The sequence below is a fragment of the Pseudomonas abietaniphila genome (genome assembly GCF_039697315.1).
Lineage (GTDB): Bacteria > Pseudomonadota > Gammaproteobacteria > Pseudomonadales > Pseudomonadaceae > Aquipseudomonas > Aquipseudomonas abietaniphila_B.
Window position 1 is genome coordinate 4,422,005 of sequence record NZ_CP155619.1, and the last position, 15,839, is coordinate 4,437,843.

The 15,839-nt window shown below is 60.8% G+C and carries 15 protein-coding genes; 11 read left to right on the forward strand and 4 right to left on the reverse strand.

The window, feature by feature from the left end; all coding sequences use genetic code 11:
• The first annotated feature begins 195 nt into the window (after positions 1-195).
• The 6 genes from ppc to ABDX87_RS19540 all read left to right on the forward strand — a co-directional run bounded on the left by ppc (position 196) and on the right by ABDX87_RS19540 (position 6,736).
• Positions 196-2,832, forward strand: coding sequence for a phosphoenolpyruvate carboxylase (ppc, locus tag ABDX87_RS19515; RefSeq protein ID WP_346829354.1), 2,637 nt, complete (start codon positions 196-198; stop codon positions 2,830-2,832).
• A gap of 284 nt (positions 2,833-3,116) precedes the next feature.
• A complete protein-coding gene (adk, locus tag ABDX87_RS19520; RefSeq protein WP_346829355.1) occupies positions 3,117-3,764 on the forward strand; it encodes an adenylate kinase in 648 nt (215 codons plus the stop codon).
• 104 nt (positions 3,765-3,868) lie between these two features.
• Positions 3,869-4,543 carry a tRNA (adenosine(37)-N6)-threonylcarbamoyltransferase complex dimerization subunit type 1 TsaB gene (gene tsaB, locus ABDX87_RS19525; RefSeq protein ID WP_346829356.1) on the forward strand — a complete coding sequence of 225 codons (675 nt, stop codon included), beginning with the start codon at positions 3,869-3,871 and terminating at the stop codon, positions 4,541-4,543.
• A 292-nt stretch (positions 4,544-4,835) separates the two neighbouring features.
• The gene (locus ABDX87_RS19530; RefSeq protein WP_346829357.1) at positions 4,836-5,126 is read left to right on the forward strand and encodes a hypothetical protein; all 291 of its coding nucleotides are present in this window, start codon (positions 4,836-4,838) and stop codon (positions 5,124-5,126) included.
• Entirely contained in the window at positions 5,123-5,995 is an 873-nt protein-coding gene (locus tag ABDX87_RS19535; RefSeq protein ID WP_346829358.1) for a DUF72 domain-containing protein, read from the forward strand. The genes ABDX87_RS19530 and ABDX87_RS19535 overlap by 4 nt, the downstream gene beginning before the upstream one ends.
• Before the next feature lie 42 nt (positions 5,996-6,037).
• Positions 6,038-6,736, forward strand: coding sequence for an extensin family protein (locus tag ABDX87_RS19540; RefSeq protein WP_346829359.1), 699 nt, complete (start codon positions 6,038-6,040; stop codon positions 6,734-6,736).
• A 123-nt stretch (positions 6,737-6,859) separates the two neighbouring features.
• Here the strand turns inward: ABDX87_RS19540 and ABDX87_RS19545 are convergent, their stop codons facing one another.
• Complete coding sequence (locus tag ABDX87_RS19545) at positions 6,860-7,489, reverse strand: energy transducer TonB (protein WP_346829360.1); 630 nt, start codon at positions 7,487-7,489, stop codon at positions 6,860-6,862.
• Positions 7,490-7,587: 98 nt separating this feature from the next.
• On the opposite strand from ABDX87_RS19545, the gene ABDX87_RS19550 reads away from it, so the two are divergent.
• The gene (locus tag ABDX87_RS19550) at positions 7,588-8,370 is read left to right on the forward strand and encodes a class I SAM-dependent methyltransferase (protein WP_346829361.1); all 783 of its coding nucleotides are present in this window, start codon (positions 7,588-7,590) and stop codon (positions 8,368-8,370) included.
• Between the two features lie 159 nt (positions 8,371-8,529).
• On the opposite strand, the gene ABDX87_RS19555 is transcribed toward ABDX87_RS19550, so the two are convergent.
• Positions 8,530-9,162 (reverse strand): TetR/AcrR family transcriptional regulator, encoded by a 633-nt coding sequence (locus ABDX87_RS19555; RefSeq protein WP_346833570.1) that lies wholly within the window; start codon positions 9,160-9,162, stop codon positions 8,530-8,532.
• A gap of 108 nt (positions 9,163-9,270) precedes the next feature.
• On the opposite strand from ABDX87_RS19555, the gene ABDX87_RS19560 reads away from it, so the two are divergent.
• The 4 genes from ABDX87_RS19560 (at position 9,271) to ABDX87_RS19575 (ending at position 14,541) form a co-directional block, all read left to right on the forward strand.
• A complete protein-coding gene (locus ABDX87_RS19560; protein ID WP_346829362.1) occupies positions 9,271-10,371 on the forward strand; it encodes an efflux RND transporter periplasmic adaptor subunit in 1,101 nt (366 codons plus the stop codon).
• A gap of 6 nt (positions 10,372-10,377) precedes the next feature.
• Positions 10,378-13,464, forward strand: a complete 3,087-nt coding sequence (locus ABDX87_RS19565; RefSeq protein WP_346829363.1) for an efflux RND transporter permease subunit — start codon at positions 10,378-10,380, stop codon at positions 13,462-13,464.
• Between the two features lie 129 nt (positions 13,465-13,593).
• A complete protein-coding gene (locus tag ABDX87_RS19570) occupies positions 13,594-14,160 on the forward strand; it encodes a DUF4337 domain-containing protein (protein WP_346829364.1) in 567 nt (188 codons plus the stop codon).
• A gap of 174 nt (positions 14,161-14,334) precedes the next feature.
• Positions 14,335-14,541 carry a hypothetical protein gene (locus ABDX87_RS19575; RefSeq protein ID WP_346829365.1) on the forward strand — a complete coding sequence of 69 codons (207 nt, stop codon included), beginning with the start codon at positions 14,335-14,337 and terminating at the stop codon, positions 14,539-14,541.
• A gap of 146 nt (positions 14,542-14,687) precedes the next feature.
• Here the strand turns inward: ABDX87_RS19575 and ABDX87_RS19580 are convergent, their stop codons facing one another.
• Entirely contained in the window at positions 14,688-15,377 is a 690-nt protein-coding gene (locus ABDX87_RS19580; protein ID WP_346829366.1) for a DUF4197 domain-containing protein, read from the reverse strand.
• 46 nt (positions 15,378-15,423) lie between these two features.
• Positions 15,424-15,822: a YbaY family lipoprotein gene (locus tag ABDX87_RS19585; protein ID WP_346829367.1), complete on the reverse strand. Its 399-nt coding sequence runs from the start codon at positions 15,820-15,822 to the stop codon at positions 15,424-15,426.
• Between the last annotated feature and the right edge of the window lie 17 nt (positions 15,823-15,839).

The following is a 15,839-nucleotide window of genomic DNA, read 5'->3' on the forward strand; positions in this document are numbered from 1 at the left end:
GCGGATGTTCGAACCCTCGTGGGGTTCGCTGATGAGACTAGCTTGCTCCCGGCAGATGTGCGGCAAAGGGTTGCGCGCATGTATGAATTTGTCGCTCTATACACAGAGATAGAGGCAAAACTTACGAGGGCGTTCAGTTTCGAGTGATCGAACTGACTCAAGGCAGAACAAAAAAACGCTGAAGGAGAAGGCTGGATGGCTGATATCGATGCACGTTTGCGGGAGGACGTTCACCTGTTGGGCGAGCTGTTGGGCAACACCATCCGTGATCAGCACGGGGCTGATTTTCTCGAGAAGATTGAGCGTATCCGCAAAAGCGCCAAGGCCGGTCGACACGGCTCGACGCAAAGCACCGGGCAACTGAGCTCCAACCTTGAAAGCCTCGGTGAAGACGAGCTGCTGCCGGTGGCGCGGGCGTTCAACCAGTTCTTGAACCTGGCCAACATCGCTGAGCAATACCAGCTCATCCATCGCCGCGATGACAGCAAGCCGCAACCCTTCGAGTCTCGCGTGCTGCCGGAATTGCTGGAGCGTCTCAAGCAATCCGGGCAATCCTCCGAAGCGCTGGCGCGCCAGCTCGGCAAGCTGGAAATCGAGCTGGTGCTCACCGCGCACCCCACCGAAGTCGCGCGCCGGACCTTGATCCAGAAATACGACGCCATCGCCGCGCAGCTCGCCGCCCTCGACCATCGTGACCTGAACCGCCTTGAGCGCGAGCAGATCACCGAGCGGCTGCAACGCCTGATCGCCGAAGCCTGGCACACCGAAGAGATCCGCCGCATTCGACCCACGCCCGTGGACGAAGCGAAGTGGGGATTTGCGGTGATCGAAAACTCGCTGTGGCAAGCCATTCCCAATTACCTGCGCAAAGCCGATCAGGCGCTGCACGCCGCGACGGGCCTGCATTTGCCACTCGAAGCCGCACCGATTCGCTTTGCCTCGTGGATGGGCGGTGACCGGGATGGCAACCCGAATGTCACCGCAGCTGTCACCCGTGAAGTGCTCTTGCTGGCGCGCTGGATGGCTGCCGATCTCTACCTGCGAGATGTAGATCAACTGGCGGCTGAGTTGTCGATGCAGCAGGCCAGCCCGGCGCTGATGGCGGCGGCGGGAGACAGTGCCGAGCCTTACCGCAGCGTGCTGAAAAAACTCCGCGAACGGCTGCGGGCCACCCGTAACTGGGCGCATGCCTCGTTGAGTGTCACGCAGCCTGCGCCTGAAGGTGTGCTGCACAACAATCGCGATCTACTGGACCCGTTGCAGCTGTGTTTTCAGTCGCTGCATGAGTGCGGCATGGGCGTGATCGCCGACGGTCCGTTGCTGGATTGCCTGCGTCGCGCTGTGACGTTCGGACTGTTTCTGGTCAAGCTCGACGTGCGTCAGGACTCCACGCGGCACAGCTCGGCGATGACCGAAATCACCGATTATCTGGGGCTTGGGCGCTACAACGAGTGGGATGAAGACGCGCGTATCGAGTTTCTGTTGCGTGAGTTGAGCAATAAGCGTCCGCTGCTGCCCGCGCACTTCAAGCCCGCCGCCGATACGGCCGAAGTGCTGGCGACCTGTCGGGAAGTGGCCGCTGCGCCTGCCGCATCGCTGGGATCGTACGTGATCTCCATGGCCGGGGCGGCGTCCGATGTGCTGGCCGTACAACTGCTGTTGAAGGAAGCCGGATTGCAGCGCCCGATGCGCGTGGTGCCGTTGTTCGAGACCCTGGCCGACCTGGACAACGCCGGGCCGGTGATCGAGCACTTGCTGAGCCTGCCGGGCTATCGCCTGCGTTTGCACGGCCCGCAGGAAGTCATGATCGGTTACTCCGACTCGGCCAAGGATGCGGGCACGACAGCCGCCGCCTGGGCACAGTACCGGGCGCAGGAAAAACTGGTGGAGATCTGCCGCGCGCAACAGGTTGAACTGCTGCTGTTCCATGGTCGCGGTGGCACGGTCGGCCGGGGCGGTGGTCCGGCTCACGCGGCGATTCTCTCGCAGCCGCCGGGCTCGGTCGCCGGGCGTTTCCGCACCACCGAACAGGGCGAGATGATTCGCTTCAAGTTCGGCCTGCCGGACATCGCCGAACAAAACCTCAATCTGTATCTGGCGGCCGTGCTTGAAGCGACGCTGCAGCCGCCGCCAATGCCCGAGCCCGCCTGGCGTACGATGATGGATGAGCTGGCGGCGGATGGCGTCAGCGCGTATCGCGCCGTGGTGCGAGAAAACCCTGAATTCGTCGAGTATTTCCGCCAGGCGACGCCTGAGCAGGAGCTTGGTCGCCTGCCGCTGGGCAGTCGACCGGCCAAGCGTCGAGAGGGTGGCGTCGAGAGCTTGCGGGCGATTCCGTGGATCTTCGCCTGGACCCAGACACGCTTGATGCTCCCTGCCTGGTTGGGTTGGGAAGACGCCCTGAGCAAAGCCCTCAAGCGAGGCGAAGGCGAGCTTCTGGCGCAGATGCGTGAGCAGTGGCCGTTTTTCCGGACGCGGATCGACATGCTGGAGATGGTGCTCGCCAAGGCCGACAGCGACATCGCGCAACTCTACGACGAGCGTCTGGTGGAGCCGGGACTGCAGCATTTAGGTGCGCATTTGCGCGACCTATTGTCGCAGGCCTGCAGCGTGGTGCTGGGGTTGACCGGCCAGTCGCAGTTGCTGGCGCACAGTCCTGAAACCCTGGAATTCATCAGCCTGCGCAACACCTACCTCGATCCGCTTCATCTATTGCAAGCCGAGTTGCTGGCGCGATCCCGTGCTCAGGACGCGAGTCTGGACAGTCCTTTGGTGCAGGCCCTGTTGGTGTCTGTCGCAGGCATTGCCGCCGGTTTGCGCAACACGGGCTAAGGTGAGGGTGTCCACGCGGATGAGGGCGAAAGCCTTCATCTCGCGGCGCGTGGGTGATCGGCGAAGGCGCATCGCTTTAAAGTTGCGCCAGGTCATACCCGTCTGTTGATCGTTGCCAAGCTACTGGTTTATCGCGGGTTACTGCGACTTTTGGCGTCTTGTGCGGCATGAATCGGCTGTGTATCTTGATCAGCCTTTGGCCGTTGGGTCAGTTAATTTTTTTTGTGATTGGCCCCATTTAGGCGAATCCGACGAAATCTCTATAAAAATTGAGGAGCACAACAATGCGCGTGATTCTGCTGGGAGCTCCCGGGGCCGGTAAAGGTACTCAGGCAACGTTCATCACCAAGCAATTCGACATTCCGCAAATCTCCACCGGTGACATGCTGCGCGCAGCGGTCAAGGCGGGGACTGAACTGGGTCTGAAGGCCAAGAGCGTGATGGACAGCGGCGGTCTGGTCTCCGACGACCTGATCATCGGTCTGATCAAGGATCGCCTGTCGCAACCTGACTGCGCCAACGGCTGCCTGTTCGACGGTTTTCCGCGCACCATTCCTCAGGCTGAAGCCCTGAAGAATGCGGGCCTGGCGATCGATCACGTGGTAGAGATCAAGGTCGACGACGAAGAAATCGTCCAGCGCATTTCCGGCCGTCGTGTGCACGAAGGTTCGGGCCGCGTTTACCACACCATCCACAACCCGCCGAAAGTCGAAGGCATGGATGATGTGACGGGCGAGCCGCTGGTCCAGCGTAAAGACGACGTCGAAGAAACCGTACGTCATCGCCTGTCGGTGTATCACGCGCAGACCGAGCCTCTGGTCGAGTTCTACAAAAAGCTCGAAGAGAAGGACGGCACGCCGAAGTTCAGCAGCATTCCGGGTGTCGGCTCGGTCGAGCAGATCACCTCGAAAGTGAAGGAAGCACTGGCCTGATCGTTTGATCGGTGCAGTGAACAACGGCCCGCTTGCGGGCCGTTGTTGTTTATAATGCGGCACGTTTTTGTCTAACCCTCTTTTGCACAACCGTGGAAAACCCGATGACGACCCTGCTGGCCCTGGACACCGCCACTGAAGCCTGCTCAGTTGCTTTGCTGCACGACGGCAAAGTACTGACTCACTACGAGGTGATCCCGCGCCTGCACGCGCAGAAACTGTTGCCGATGATCAAGGATCTGCTGGCCGAAGCGGGTATCGGCCTGTCAGCGCTGGACGCCATTGCATTCGGTCGCGGCCCGGGTGCCTTCACTGGTGTGCGCATCGCTATTGGCGTGGTTCAGGGGCTTGCGTTTGGGCTTGATCGTCCGGTGCTGCCCGTTTCCAACCTGGCCGTGCTGGCGCAGCGAGCGTTGCGCGAGCACGGCGTCAGCCAGGTCGCGGCGGCCATCGATGCGCGGATGGACGAAGTGTATTGGGGTTGCTACCGCGACATCGCGGGTGAAATGAAGCTGGTCGGCGAGGAAGCCGTGATGCCGCCGGAGCAGGCCGCGTTGCCCGCCGATGCTTCGGGAGAATGGTTCGGTGCTGGCACCGGTTGGGGCTACGCCGAGCGCATCCCGGTGACAGTGTCCGCTCAGGCCCCCGGCATGTTGCCCCACGCTCAGGACCTGCTGACGCTGGCGACCTTCGCCTGGCAGCGTGGCGAGGCCATCGTCGCTGACGATGCACAGCCTGTTTATCTGCGTGACAAGGTCGCGACGCCGAAAGCGCGTTGAACGGGTCTGCCAAGCTCGGACGCCTGTTGGAGTGAGGCCGAACCGAGTACGCGCATCAACCCGGACTCTGTAGGAGACGTCCGAGGTTACGAGGGCAGCGAATCCGAACCGCAAACACGCTCGATCTGCGACCCAAGTCACAGGATTTGCTACCGTTCGGCGACAAATGTTCATTTTCTGCTCGGTGGATTTAAACGTTTTGTAATAACTGTGGTCTAGTTATCGTTCGCGAGTTTGCTTAAGTGCGTTCCGTGAGATTAAATTGCCACTACAAGACGCCGAGTAAGCATCGATGCGGATTAATGGTCCTTCACAACGTTCGTACCCGATAAAGCGCAAGCCGCGCAAAGGCTCTGCGACGATCGACAACGCCTCTGAAGAAGTGATCGACGACGTTGAAGTCATTCCTCAGTCGTCCCGTCGTCAGACCGGCAGCACCGCCAACGTGCCGGCTCGCCAGCAAGACATCATTTTCCCCCGTGCCATGAGCACCCGTGTTGCCCACGCGTTGAGCAGCTACCTGACGACGTCCACCTTTGTCGACTGGGATCTTGAGGTCTCGGGGCTCGACCTTCACGTTTGAACGTCGCCAACCCGCCTTACTACATCGGTTGCCCGTCCTGGAGCGAAAACGCCTGGCGTCAGTCGTTGTACCCGGAAGACGCGCGCAGCACGGATTTTCTCGAGCTCTACGCTCAAGTCTTCAACGCCGTTGAAGGCAACACCACGTTCTATGCCCGCCCGGCTGCCACCACTGTGCAGCGCTGGGCGCAGGTCCTGCCTGAGCATTTTCGTTTCACCGCCAAGTTCCCCGGCGACATCAGCCATGCGGGCGACCTGCGCGAGCACCTGACTTCGGCCGAGGATTTCCTGACGTTGCTGGCGCCCCTCGGCGAGCGCGTTCAACCGTTGTGGTTGCAACTGCCCGCGAGCTTCACCCCGAACCGGCTCGGTGAACTGGCGGCCTTTATCGAGGCGCTGGAGGGTCGGTCGCTGGCGGTGGAAGTGCGAAACATGGCGTTCTTCAACAAAGGCGAAGAAGAGCGGATGCTCAACCGCCTGCTGCTCGACCGTGGCGTCGAGCGTATCTGCCTGGATTCGCGGCCGCTCTTTAGCTGTGTTTCCAGCGATCCGGCCGTCCTGCACGCGCAATCGAAAAAGCCGAAAGTCCCGCCACGTCCTGCTGCGTTGACGGCATTTCCACAGGTGCGGTTCATCGGGCGCCCGGAGCTGGAGGCTAACGACAGTTTTGTCCACCAGTGGGCGCAGAAAGTCGCCGGATGGATCGAGGAAGGGCGCACGCCGTATGTCTTTTTGCACACCCCGGACAACATTCAGGCGCCGGACCTTGCACGACGTTTCCATCGGCAATTGATGACGTTGCTGCCGGGCTTGCCTGAACTGCCTGAGCTGGATCGTGGGCCGCAGGTGGAGCAACTCGGCCTGCTGTGAGGTCGATAGGGTGGACGCTCTCACTCTCCGGACACTTTGCCCATGCGCGGCTCGACTGTTTTCCTCGCCTTATTGTTGATCAGCGCCGGGATGGTTTTTTCCGTCTGGCGAGGTTGGCTTGACGTGCCCGAGCGGTGGAACCCTTGGGCGCCGCTCGATGTACGGGAGCCGCCAAACCTGCTGACACGCTTCAAGCTTTGGCGCCTGGAGGATGACCCCTTGCTCTGTGATCAGGCGTTGCAGACCTCGACACTGCGTTACGCCCATCAGGCCGACAGCGGCCCGGATGCCAAATGCCCGTTGAACGATACGCTGCGTATTCAAGGCGGCGAAGTAACGTTAAGCAGCAGTTTTCTCTCCAGTTGTCGGCTCGCGGTGGCCTACGCGCTGTTCGATGTTCACGCACTGCAACCGGCGGCGCAGGCGGTGTTCGGGGAGAAGGTCGTACAGATCGATCATCTGGGCAGCTTCGCCTGTCGCAACGTTTATAACCGCAGCGAGGGAAGGCTCAGCCAGCATGCGTCAGCCAATGCGCTGGATATCGCAGGGTTTCGTCTGGCAGACGGCAGGCGGATTTCAGTACTCAAGGACTGGAAAGACGACGGGGACAACGGACGTTTTCTGAGGCTGGTCAGGGATGGCGCCTGCAAGCAGTTCAACACCGTCCTCGGCCCGGACTACAACGCCGCGCATCGGAATCACTTTCATGTGGACATGGGACGTTGGCAGGTTTGTCGATAGATGACATAGGACCCTGTAGGCGCGCGCTTGCCCGCGATTGGATAGCTCATCTAACAAAGATGCAGCGCTGGAAATGCCCAATCGCGGACCAGCGCGCTCCTGGGTTTGAAGAGCGATTATTCGTCAGGCGGCGATACGCAGGTTCTGCAACACGATTGGACGTGCCCAGCCATTGTCGAACTCCAGATTGCGCTGTTGTTCGGTTATCTCTTCGGGGCTGTACGGCGTGGCGGGTTTGTCGGCCAGGTCCCATTCGAACTCGGCGATGGGCAGGAACAGAGGGCGTGGTTGAGGGCCAGGGCCGGGTTCGACGCTGTCGTCGTAAGGGTTGACTACGGTTGGACGCACCCAGCTGCTGTCGAACTCCAGATTGCGTTGTTGCTCAATCAGTTCGCTGGCGCTGAACGGCACAGCGGGTTTGTCGGCCAGGTCCCATTCGAATTCGGCGATGGGCAGAAACAAGGGCTCCGGCGGAGCGATCTCCTTGTCTTCGACGGGGCAGGCGCGCTGCTCGACGATTTTGCTCAGGGTCCTGGCGCCGGCAATCGGCTCGCCGGTCATGCTGTCCGTTGCCGCGACGACGCTGTAGGCCGGGGCCGTGCCCGCGTTATCGTCGACCTGTTGAGCCATTGCACGGGCAAACGCATCCTGCCAGAGCTGCGTGACGCCGCTCAGGGTTTCGGTATTGCGTACGCTGTAGTCGCCTGCGTACGTCAAATAACCTATCGATGATGTTTGCTGAATGTCTGACATAAGCGCTCAGTACATGCCGTGGCTCTGGCAAAATGCCGGATACTTTCGTTATCGGCAGATGTTGCCAATCATTAAGAAAATTTGAGCGTGTGGAAACGATGAACGAGCAACAGGCGGGCAGCCGCATCCGGGTTGAAGCCCTGACCCCTGACTCTCAGGAAAAGGCGGCGCAGTGGGCCAGACGTCTTGGTCTGCCGCACGAGGATGCCGACGCCGACTTCGCCTTGCAGGTCAGCGATGACGGTTTGCAATTGCAGCAATTGGGTGACGATGCACCAGGACCGGTCCGTGTGGATTTCGTGGAAGGCAAGGCGGCTCATCGGCGTCTGTTCGGCGGCGGCAGTGGGCAGATGATCGCCAAGGCCGTTGGCATCCAGCCAGGCGTCCGCCCCCGTGTGCTGGATGCAACGGCGGGGATGGGCAAGGATGCGTTCGTGCTCGCGAGCCTGGGGTGTGAAATGAGCCTGATCGAGCGCCAGCCGATCATCGCGGCGTTACTCGAAGACGGCCTGGCGCGGGGATCTCAGGACCTGGAAGTGGGCGGCATTATTGGTCAGATGCGCTTGTTGACGGGCAATTCCATCGAGCTGATGCGCAACTGGCAGGGTGAGCCACCGCAGGTGATCTATGTCGACCCGATGTTTCCACACCGTGAGAAAACGGCGCTGGTGAAGAAGGAAATGCGCCTGTTCCGGCCGTTGGTGGGCGATGACATGGACGCGCCGGCCTTGCTGGAAGCCGCTTTGGCCTTGGCCACTCACCGCGTGGTGGTCAAACGCCCACGCAAGGCGCCGTGCATCGAAGGCGTAAAGCCCAGCTATGCGCTGGACGGGAAATCCAGCCGCTATGACATCTATCCGAAGAAGGCGTTGAAGCCGTAATTCGCACCTCCAGCACCTGTAGGAGCGAATTCATTCGCGAAAGATTTGTCAGTCGCCGCACCTATGTTGACTGTACCGGCTCTTCGCGAATGAATTCGCTCCCACAGGATTTCGTACTTGATTCAAGTCGTAGAGCGGATCAGGTCTCGCCAGATAGCTTCAGGCCCGATACGCCCTCAAAAACAACGCCACCACTTCCCGCACATGCTGTTCACCGGTCTGTTCATCCGGCACGCCGCCGTTGCCGATCAGCAGTCGGAAATTGCACACGCCTTTGATCAAACTCAGGAAATGTCCGGCCGCGCTGACCGGTGAATCGAAGTGCAATCCCTCCGTGTCGTTCACCCGCGTCAGAAACCGCTCCATTTCATGCAGGATGCGTTGCGGCCCTGCCTCGAAGAAGACCTGTGAAAGCGCGGTGTCCTGAGTGCCCAAGGCGATCATAAGCCGGTGCAATTCAATCGATTCCGGGCTGTTGATCAGGGTCTGAAATCCCCTCGCAATACCCAGCAATACTTTTTCAACCGGTTCCGCCAGGCCGACGTCGACGAACAATTCAGGCAGCTGCTCCTCACAGCGCGCCACCACGGCGGCGGAAAAGAGCGTTTCCTTGTCGTTGAAATGGCTGTAGACGGTGAGCTTGGAAACCCCGGCCTCAGCGGCCACTGCATCCATGCTGGTGCTCGCATAACCGTTGCGCACGAACAGGTCTTTCGCGGCGTTGAGGATCGCCTGGCGCTTGGCCAGATCCTTTGGGCGACCGGGGCCGGTGGTGGATGTCGCGTCGGTCATTCGTTCTTCAGGCATAGGTGTTTTATTAGTGGACTGTTCAGTTCGGTAATTTTTAATATACTCGCCAGTACAATTATTCCAAGCCCTCACTCGCCAAGGTGCCACACCATGTTTCGCGATGCTTTGCTCCTCGTCGTGCCAATCAGCCTGGTGTCATTGCTGGCAGGTTGCGGCCAGGAAGTATCCGTCCCCGCCACAGTACGTCCGGCCATGGTAGTGCAACCGGTGCCGTCGTCCCAATCCATGGACAGCTATCCCGGTGAAGTTCGCGCCCGCTTCGAGCCGGAACTCGCGTTTCGTATTCCCGGCAAAGTCAGCAAGCGGTGGGTCGAAGAGGGCGAGCGGGTCAAAGCCAACCAACCGCTGGCAGAGCTGGACGCCCAGGACGTACGTCTCCAGCTGGACGCCACGCGCGCGCAAGTCGCCGCCGCCGAGGCCAATCTGCAGATGGTCCGCTCCGAGCGTGACCGTTACAAGACGCTGATGGAACGGCAGATGGTCAGCAAATCTCAGTACGACAACGCCGAAAACCTGTATCGCGCCGGCGATGCTCGCCTGCGGCAGCTCAAGGCCGAGTTGACGGTCGCCGACAATCAGACCGGTTATGCCGTGCTGCGTGCGTCGCAGGACGGAGTCATTGCCAAGCGTCTGGTGGAAGTCGGCCAAGTCGTGGCGGCCGGGCAAACGGTGTTCACCCTGGCCGCCGATGGCGAGCGCGAAGTGTCGATCAGCTTGCCCGAACAGAACTACGGACGTTTCAAGATTGGCGACCCGGTTTCGGTGGAGCTGTGGACGCAGCGTGAGCAACGTTTTCCGGGCCGTATTCGTGAACTGTCCCCGGCGGCCGATCCCCGCTCGCGGACCTTCGCCGCGCGCATCGCCTTCGCCGCAGGTAAGGTGACCGCCGAGCTCGGCCAGAGCGCACGGGTGTTCATTGCGTCCGAGCACAACGTGCCATTGTCGGTGCCGCTGTCCGCGCTGACCGCCGAGAATGGCGTGACCTACGTCTGGCGGCTGCAAGGTGACAACACCCTCAAGCGCACACCGGTGCAGGTGGGCGCGTACGGACAGGAGTCGGTGCCGGTATTGAGTGGCCTGCAAGCCAGTGACTGGGTGGTGGCCGCCGGGGTTCATGTGCTGCACGAAGGCGAGCAGGTTCGTCCGGTTGATCGCAGCAACCGCGCGGTGAAACTGGCGGCGAAGGAGTAAGCACGGATGCGTTTCAATCTCTCCGAATGGGCCCTGCGCAACCGGCAGATGGTCTTGTACCTGATGATTCTTCTGGCTGTAGTTGGCGCGTTGTCTTACACCAAGTTGGGACAAAGCGAAGATCCGCCGTTCACCTTCAAAGCCATGGTCATTCGTACGCTCTGGCCCGGCGCCAGTGCCGAGGAAGTGGCGCGCCAGGTCACGGATCGCATTGAAAAGAAGCTGATGGAAACGGGCGATTACGAGCGCATCGTCTCGTTCTCGCGGCCCGGCGAGTCTCAGGTCACGTTCATGGCCCGCGACTCACTGGTGTCGGCCAAATTGCCGGAACTCTGGTATCAGATCCGCAAGAAGATCGGCGACATACGCCAGACCCTGCCCGCAGGCATCCAGGGGCCTTTTTTCAACGATGAGTTCGGCACCACTTTCGGCAATATCTATGCGCTGACAGGCGAAGGGTTCGATTACGCGGTGCTCAAGGATTACGCCGACCGCATCCAGATCCAGCTGCAGCGGGTCAAAGACGTCGGTAAGGTCGAGCTGGTTGGCCTGCAGGACGAGAAGATCTGGATCGAGCTGTCCAACGTCAAGCTCGCGACCCTCGGCTTGCCGTTGCAAGCCGTGCAGCAAGCCTTGGAAGCGCAGAACGCCGTGGTGGCCGCGAGCTTTTTCGAGACGCCGAGCGAACGCGTTCAGTTGCGCGTGACCGGGCGTTTCCAGACCGTCGACGAGATTCGTGATTTCCCGATCCGCGTCGGTGATCGCACATTCCGCATCAGCGATCTGGCCGATGTGCGCCGAGGCTTCAACGATCCGCCCGCGCCGCGCATGCGCTTCATGGGCCAAGACGCCATTGGCCTCGCGGTCGCCATGAAAGACGGCGGCGACATCCTCGTTCTGGGCAAGGCCCTGGAAGGTGAGTTCGCCCGCTTGCAACGCAACCTGCCGGCCGGCATGGAGCTGCGTAAGGTGTCTGATCAGCCCGCCGCGGTGAAGACCGGTGTCGGTGAGTTCGTTCAAGTGCTCGCCGAAGCGTTGGGCATCGTGCTGCTGGTGAGCTTCTTTTCCCTCGGCGTGCGCACCGGCATGGTCGTGGCGTTGGCGATTCCGGTGGTGCTGGCGATCACGTTCGCCTGCATGTATTACCTGGGAATCGGCCTGCACAAGATTTCCCTCGGCGCATTGGTCCTCGCGTTGGGGTTGCTGGTGGACGACGCGATCATTGCCGTGGAAATGATGGCGATCAAGATGGAGCAGGGCTACGACCGGCTCAAGGCCGCGAGCTTTGCCTGGACCAGCACGGCGTTCCCGATGCTCACCGGCACGTTGATCACGGCGGCAGGTTTTCTGCCGATCGCCACGGCGCAGTCGAGCACGGGCGAGTACACCCGCTCGATCTTTCAGGTGGTGACCATCGCCTTGCTTGCGTCCTGGGTCGCGGCCGTGGTGTTCGTGCCTTATCTGGGTGACCGGTTGTTGCCGGACCTGGCCAAGCTTCATGCGGTGAGACATGGCGCCGGTTCTGCAGCGCCGGACCCTTACGGCACGCCGTTCTATAAGCGCGTCCGCGCCTTGGTGGGCTGGTGCGTACGCCGTCGCAAGACCGTGATCGTGTTGACCATCAGCCTGTTCGTGCTGTCGATTGTCATGTTCCGTTTCGTGCCTCAGCAGTTCTTCCCGGCTTCGGGTCGGCTGGAGTTGATGGTCGACCTCAAACTTGCCGAAGGGGCATCGCTCAGCAACACCACTGAGCAGGTGAAGCGCCTCGAAGCCATGATTAAGGGTCATGCGGGCATCGAGAATTATGTGGCGTATGTGGGCACCGGTTCGCCGCGCTTTTACCTGCCGCTGGATCAGCAACTGCCGGCGGCCAGCTTTGCGCAGTTCGTGGTGTTGGCCAAAACCATCGAAGACCGCGAGGCCCTGCGCACGTGGCTGATCCAGACGATGAACGAGCAGTTCCCGATGCTGCGACCCCGTGTGACGCGACTGGAGAACGGCCCACCCGTTGGGTATCCGGTGCAGTTCCGGATCACCGGCGAACACATCGATGAAGTCCGCGCACTCGCGCGCAAGGTGGCGGCCAAGGTTCGGGAAAACCCGCACGTGGTCAACGTCCACCTGGATTGGGAAGAGCCGAGCAAGGTCGTCTATCTCAATGTCGATCAGGACCGGGCCCGGGCGCTCGGCGTGACCACGGCCGACCTGTCGCGATTCCTGCAAAGCCAGCTGACCGGCTCCAGCGTCAGCCAGTACCGCGAGGACGACGAACTCATCGAGATTCTGCTGCGTGGCACCGAGCAGGAACGCCATGAGCTTGGCGGGCTGGCCAGCCTGGCAATCCCGACTGAAAACGGCAGCAGTGTCGCGTTGTCCCAGGTGGCGACGCTGGAGTACGGCTTCGAGGAAGGCATCATCTGGCACCGCAACCGCCTGCCGAACGTGAACATCCGCGCCGACATCTACGGCAAGGAACAGCCGGCCACACTGGTCAAGCAGATCCTGCCGACACTCGACGAAGTCCGCGCGCAACTTCCGGACGGCTACCTGCTCGAGGTCGGCGGAACCGTGGAGGATTCGACCCGTGGCCAGAACTCGGTGAACGCCGGTGTGCCGCTGTTCATTGTGGTCGTGTTGACGTTGCTGATGATTCAGCTGCGCAGTTTCTCCCGCACCTTCATGGTGTTCCTCACGGCGCCGTTGGGCCTGATCGGTGTGACCTTGTTCCTGCTGATCTTCCGTCAGCCGTTCGGCTTCGTGGCCATGCTCGGCACCATCGCGCTGTCGGGCATGATCATGCGCAACTCGGTGATTCTGGTCGACCAGATCGAACAGGACATCGCCGCAGGGCTCGATCGCTGGCAAGCGATCATCGAAGCGACTGTAAGACGCTTCCGCCCGATCGTACTCACGGCGTTGGCCGCCGTGCTGGCGATGATCCCTTTGTCCCGCAGCGTGTTCTTCGGCCCGATGGCGGTCGCTATCATGGGCGGCCTGATCGTCGCGACCGCGCTGACGCTGCTGTTTTTGCCGGCCTTGTATGCGGCGTGGTTCAAGGTGAAGAAGGGCGAGGGCGATTCCACAGGCGGATAACTTTCTAATTGCTGAACAGAATCACTGCGCGGCTTCTCTGGCCTGGGGATATCCCCTATATTCGCCCCGGCCAGCTCCGGCTGCTCAAGCACTGTCTGTTTCAACGTCTTCTCAGGCGCAAGAAAGTCCATGTCCGAATCTTTCGAAGTCCCTAGCCCTCACGAACATCATGTCGAACACGCACACCGTTCTGGCGATCGTTTTGCCGGGAAGATTGCCGTGATGACGGCGATCATGGCCACGGTCGGCGCAATGCTCAGCTATCAGGCCGGCTCGACCGAGAGCGAGGCGGCGATGGACAAGAATAACGCGGCGATCAAGAAGACCGAGGCGTCTAACCAGTGGAACTACTACCAGGCCAAGTCGAGCCGGGAAAACCTTGCGGACCTGGCCAGTCACATTCCGGGTCTGGACGCGGCGCACTACACGGCAGAAGTGCAGCGTTACAAAGCCGATAAGGAGGCCGCGCGCGCCAAGGCCGAGGCACTTGAGGCTCAGGCGCAAGAATGGGATGAGAAGTCCGAGCGTGTGCTGCATTCTCACCATCGCTGGGCGCAGGCAATGATGGCGATCCAGATGGCCATTTCGCTGGCGGCGATCACATTGCTCACTCGCAAAGAGTGGTTGCAGAAGGTGTCGTACGGCGCGGGTGGGGTGAGCGTGGTGCTGGGGATGATGGCCTGGCTGCACCTTTGATCGTGATGGTTCCCACGCTCCGCGTGGGAATGCCTGCCATGACGCTCTGCGTCAAGTTGGACGCAGAGCGTCAATCGATGCGTTACCACGCGGAGCGTGGGAACGATCAAACAAAAGCACATCAACGGCAGAAGCAGAGCTATCAGGCTTACTCAATCCCTGTAGGAGCGTGGCTTGTCCCGCGACCTGCCGGGAACCGGCAGTAAATCTTGGGAATGCGGATTGCCTGACACTGCCGAGGTGTTTGGTTTTACTACTGCTTCGCAGCAGATCGTCGGACAAGCCGGACTCCTACGCCTTTGGCAGAATCAAAAGCTCTTACTCTTGCTCTTCATGCGCGACAGTCCAGACACCACAAAACGCGACTTTGGTGCAGGCTGAACGCAGGTGGCGCGGAGTGGGCCGAGCGGCATGGATGCCGCGACAGCCGCCTACGGCCATGGATGTCCGTTCAGCCTAAATCCGACGCGAAAAAAAGCCCCATCTGATTCAACACCAGACAGGGCGTTTCCTGACGCGCAAAGCGCTTACAGCGCCCCAAACACCTTCTTCGCCAGACTCGTCGCCGCAGCCGCCGGGTTCGCGCGGATGCTTTCTTCCTGCTTGGCGATCATCTCGAACAACCCGTCCAGCGCCTTCTCGGTCACATAACCTTCGACGTTCGAGTCCTTCGCATCGACCACCCCCAGGCTTGCCGCCTGACCGGCAAAGGCGTTGTACTTCTGTGCCAGGCCCACTTTGTCGGTGGCCTGCTTCACGATCGGCAGGAACTTGGCGCGGATCTGCTCGCGGCTGGATTTGTTCAGGTACTGAGTGGCCGAATCCTTGCCGCCGCTCAGAATCCCTTTGGCATCCGACACGCTCATTTTCTTCACGGCATCGACCAACAGCGCCTGAGCCTGTGGCACGGCTGCTTCGGCCGCCTGGTTCATGCTGGTTTCCAGTTGTTCCACCTGAGTGCCCATGCCTAGCAGCTTCATCTTGCTTGCGACCTTGCCCAGCTTGCCCGGCAGTTCAATGCGCACGTCCTTGTTGTTGCTGAAACCGCCCGGCACGCCCAGCTGTTTGACGGCGATCTGTGCGCCCTGGGTCAGCGCATCCTTCAGGCCGCCGGTCGCGTCCGATTGCGACAGGTCACCGAGCGAGAGCGCAAAGGCACTGGCTGACAGCATCAGGCCGGCACACAGGCCAGTGAACGAAAGCGTGCGAAGCAGCATGGGGAACGTCCTTTTCAAAAAAAAGAGAAAGCAATGTGCGACCCGCTTATCGGGCCGGATTCAGGCGGATCTTCACTGGCGGTTTTTCTTCCAGTGTCAGGTCCACGGTGTAGCGCTCGGTGCTGATCATCAGCAGCTTGCCGTCAACTTCGATGCGCGCGCTGACGGCGTAAGTATGACCCTGTTGGATCTGCTTCTGATCGTAGGTCAGGTGGAAGGGCAGCGGCACCTGATTTTTGATCGGCCCTTTCTGGCTGGCCAGTGTCTGGGCCGGCGCATCGGCGAGCGACACGTCCTGAAGGGTGACCTCCAGGGTGGCGGTCGGTGGCAATGCCATCCGCTGCACGTAGAACACTTCGCCGTCGACCGTGCCGGGCAGGTTGTCCGGCGCATGGGCGCACGCGGCGAGAACGGTGGTCATCAAGGTCAGCAGAATATGTTTCATCGGGTGAATCTCCTTGT

Excerpts from the sequence above, each read along its gene's own strand:
- ppc (WP_346829354.1), top strand. The coding sequence starts at position 196 with ATGGCTGATATCGATGCACGTTTGCGGGAGGACGTTCACCTGTTGGGC.
- adk (WP_346829355.1), top strand. The coding sequence starts at position 3,117 with ATGCGCGTGATTCTGCTGGGAGCTCCCGGGGCCGGTAAAGGTACTCAG.
- tsaB (WP_346829356.1), top strand. The coding sequence starts at position 3,869 with ATGACGACCCTGCTGGCCCTGGACACCGCCACTGAAGCCTGCTCAGTT.
- ABDX87_RS19530 (WP_346829357.1), top strand. The coding sequence starts at position 4,836 with ATGCGGATTAATGGTCCTTCACAACGTTCGTACCCGATAAAGCGCAAG.
- ABDX87_RS19540 (WP_346829359.1), top strand. The coding sequence starts at position 6,038 with ATGCGCGGCTCGACTGTTTTCCTCGCCTTATTGTTGATCAGCGCCGGG.
- ABDX87_RS19545 (WP_346829360.1), bottom strand. The coding sequence starts at position 7,489 with ATGTCAGACATTCAGCAAACATCATCGATAGGTTATTTGACGTACGCA.
- ABDX87_RS19550 (WP_346829361.1), top strand. The coding sequence starts at position 7,588 with ATGAACGAGCAACAGGCGGGCAGCCGCATCCGGGTTGAAGCCCTGACC.
- ABDX87_RS19555 (WP_346833570.1), bottom strand. The coding sequence starts at position 9,162 with ATGACCGACGCGACATCCACCACCGGCCCCGGTCGCCCAAAGGATCTG.
- ABDX87_RS19560 (WP_346829362.1), top strand. The coding sequence starts at position 9,271 with ATGTTTCGCGATGCTTTGCTCCTCGTCGTGCCAATCAGCCTGGTGTCA.
- ABDX87_RS19565 (WP_346829363.1), top strand. The coding sequence starts at position 10,378 with ATGCGTTTCAATCTCTCCGAATGGGCCCTGCGCAACCGGCAGATGGTC.
- ABDX87_RS19570 (WP_346829364.1), top strand. The coding sequence starts at position 13,594 with ATGTCCGAATCTTTCGAAGTCCCTAGCCCTCACGAACATCATGTCGAA.
- ABDX87_RS19580 (WP_346829366.1), bottom strand. The coding sequence starts at position 15,377 with ATGCTGCTTCGCACGCTTTCGTTCACTGGCCTGTGTGCCGGCCTGATG.
- ABDX87_RS19585 (WP_346829367.1), bottom strand. The coding sequence starts at position 15,822 with ATGAAACATATTCTGCTGACCTTGATGACCACCGTTCTCGCCGCGTGC.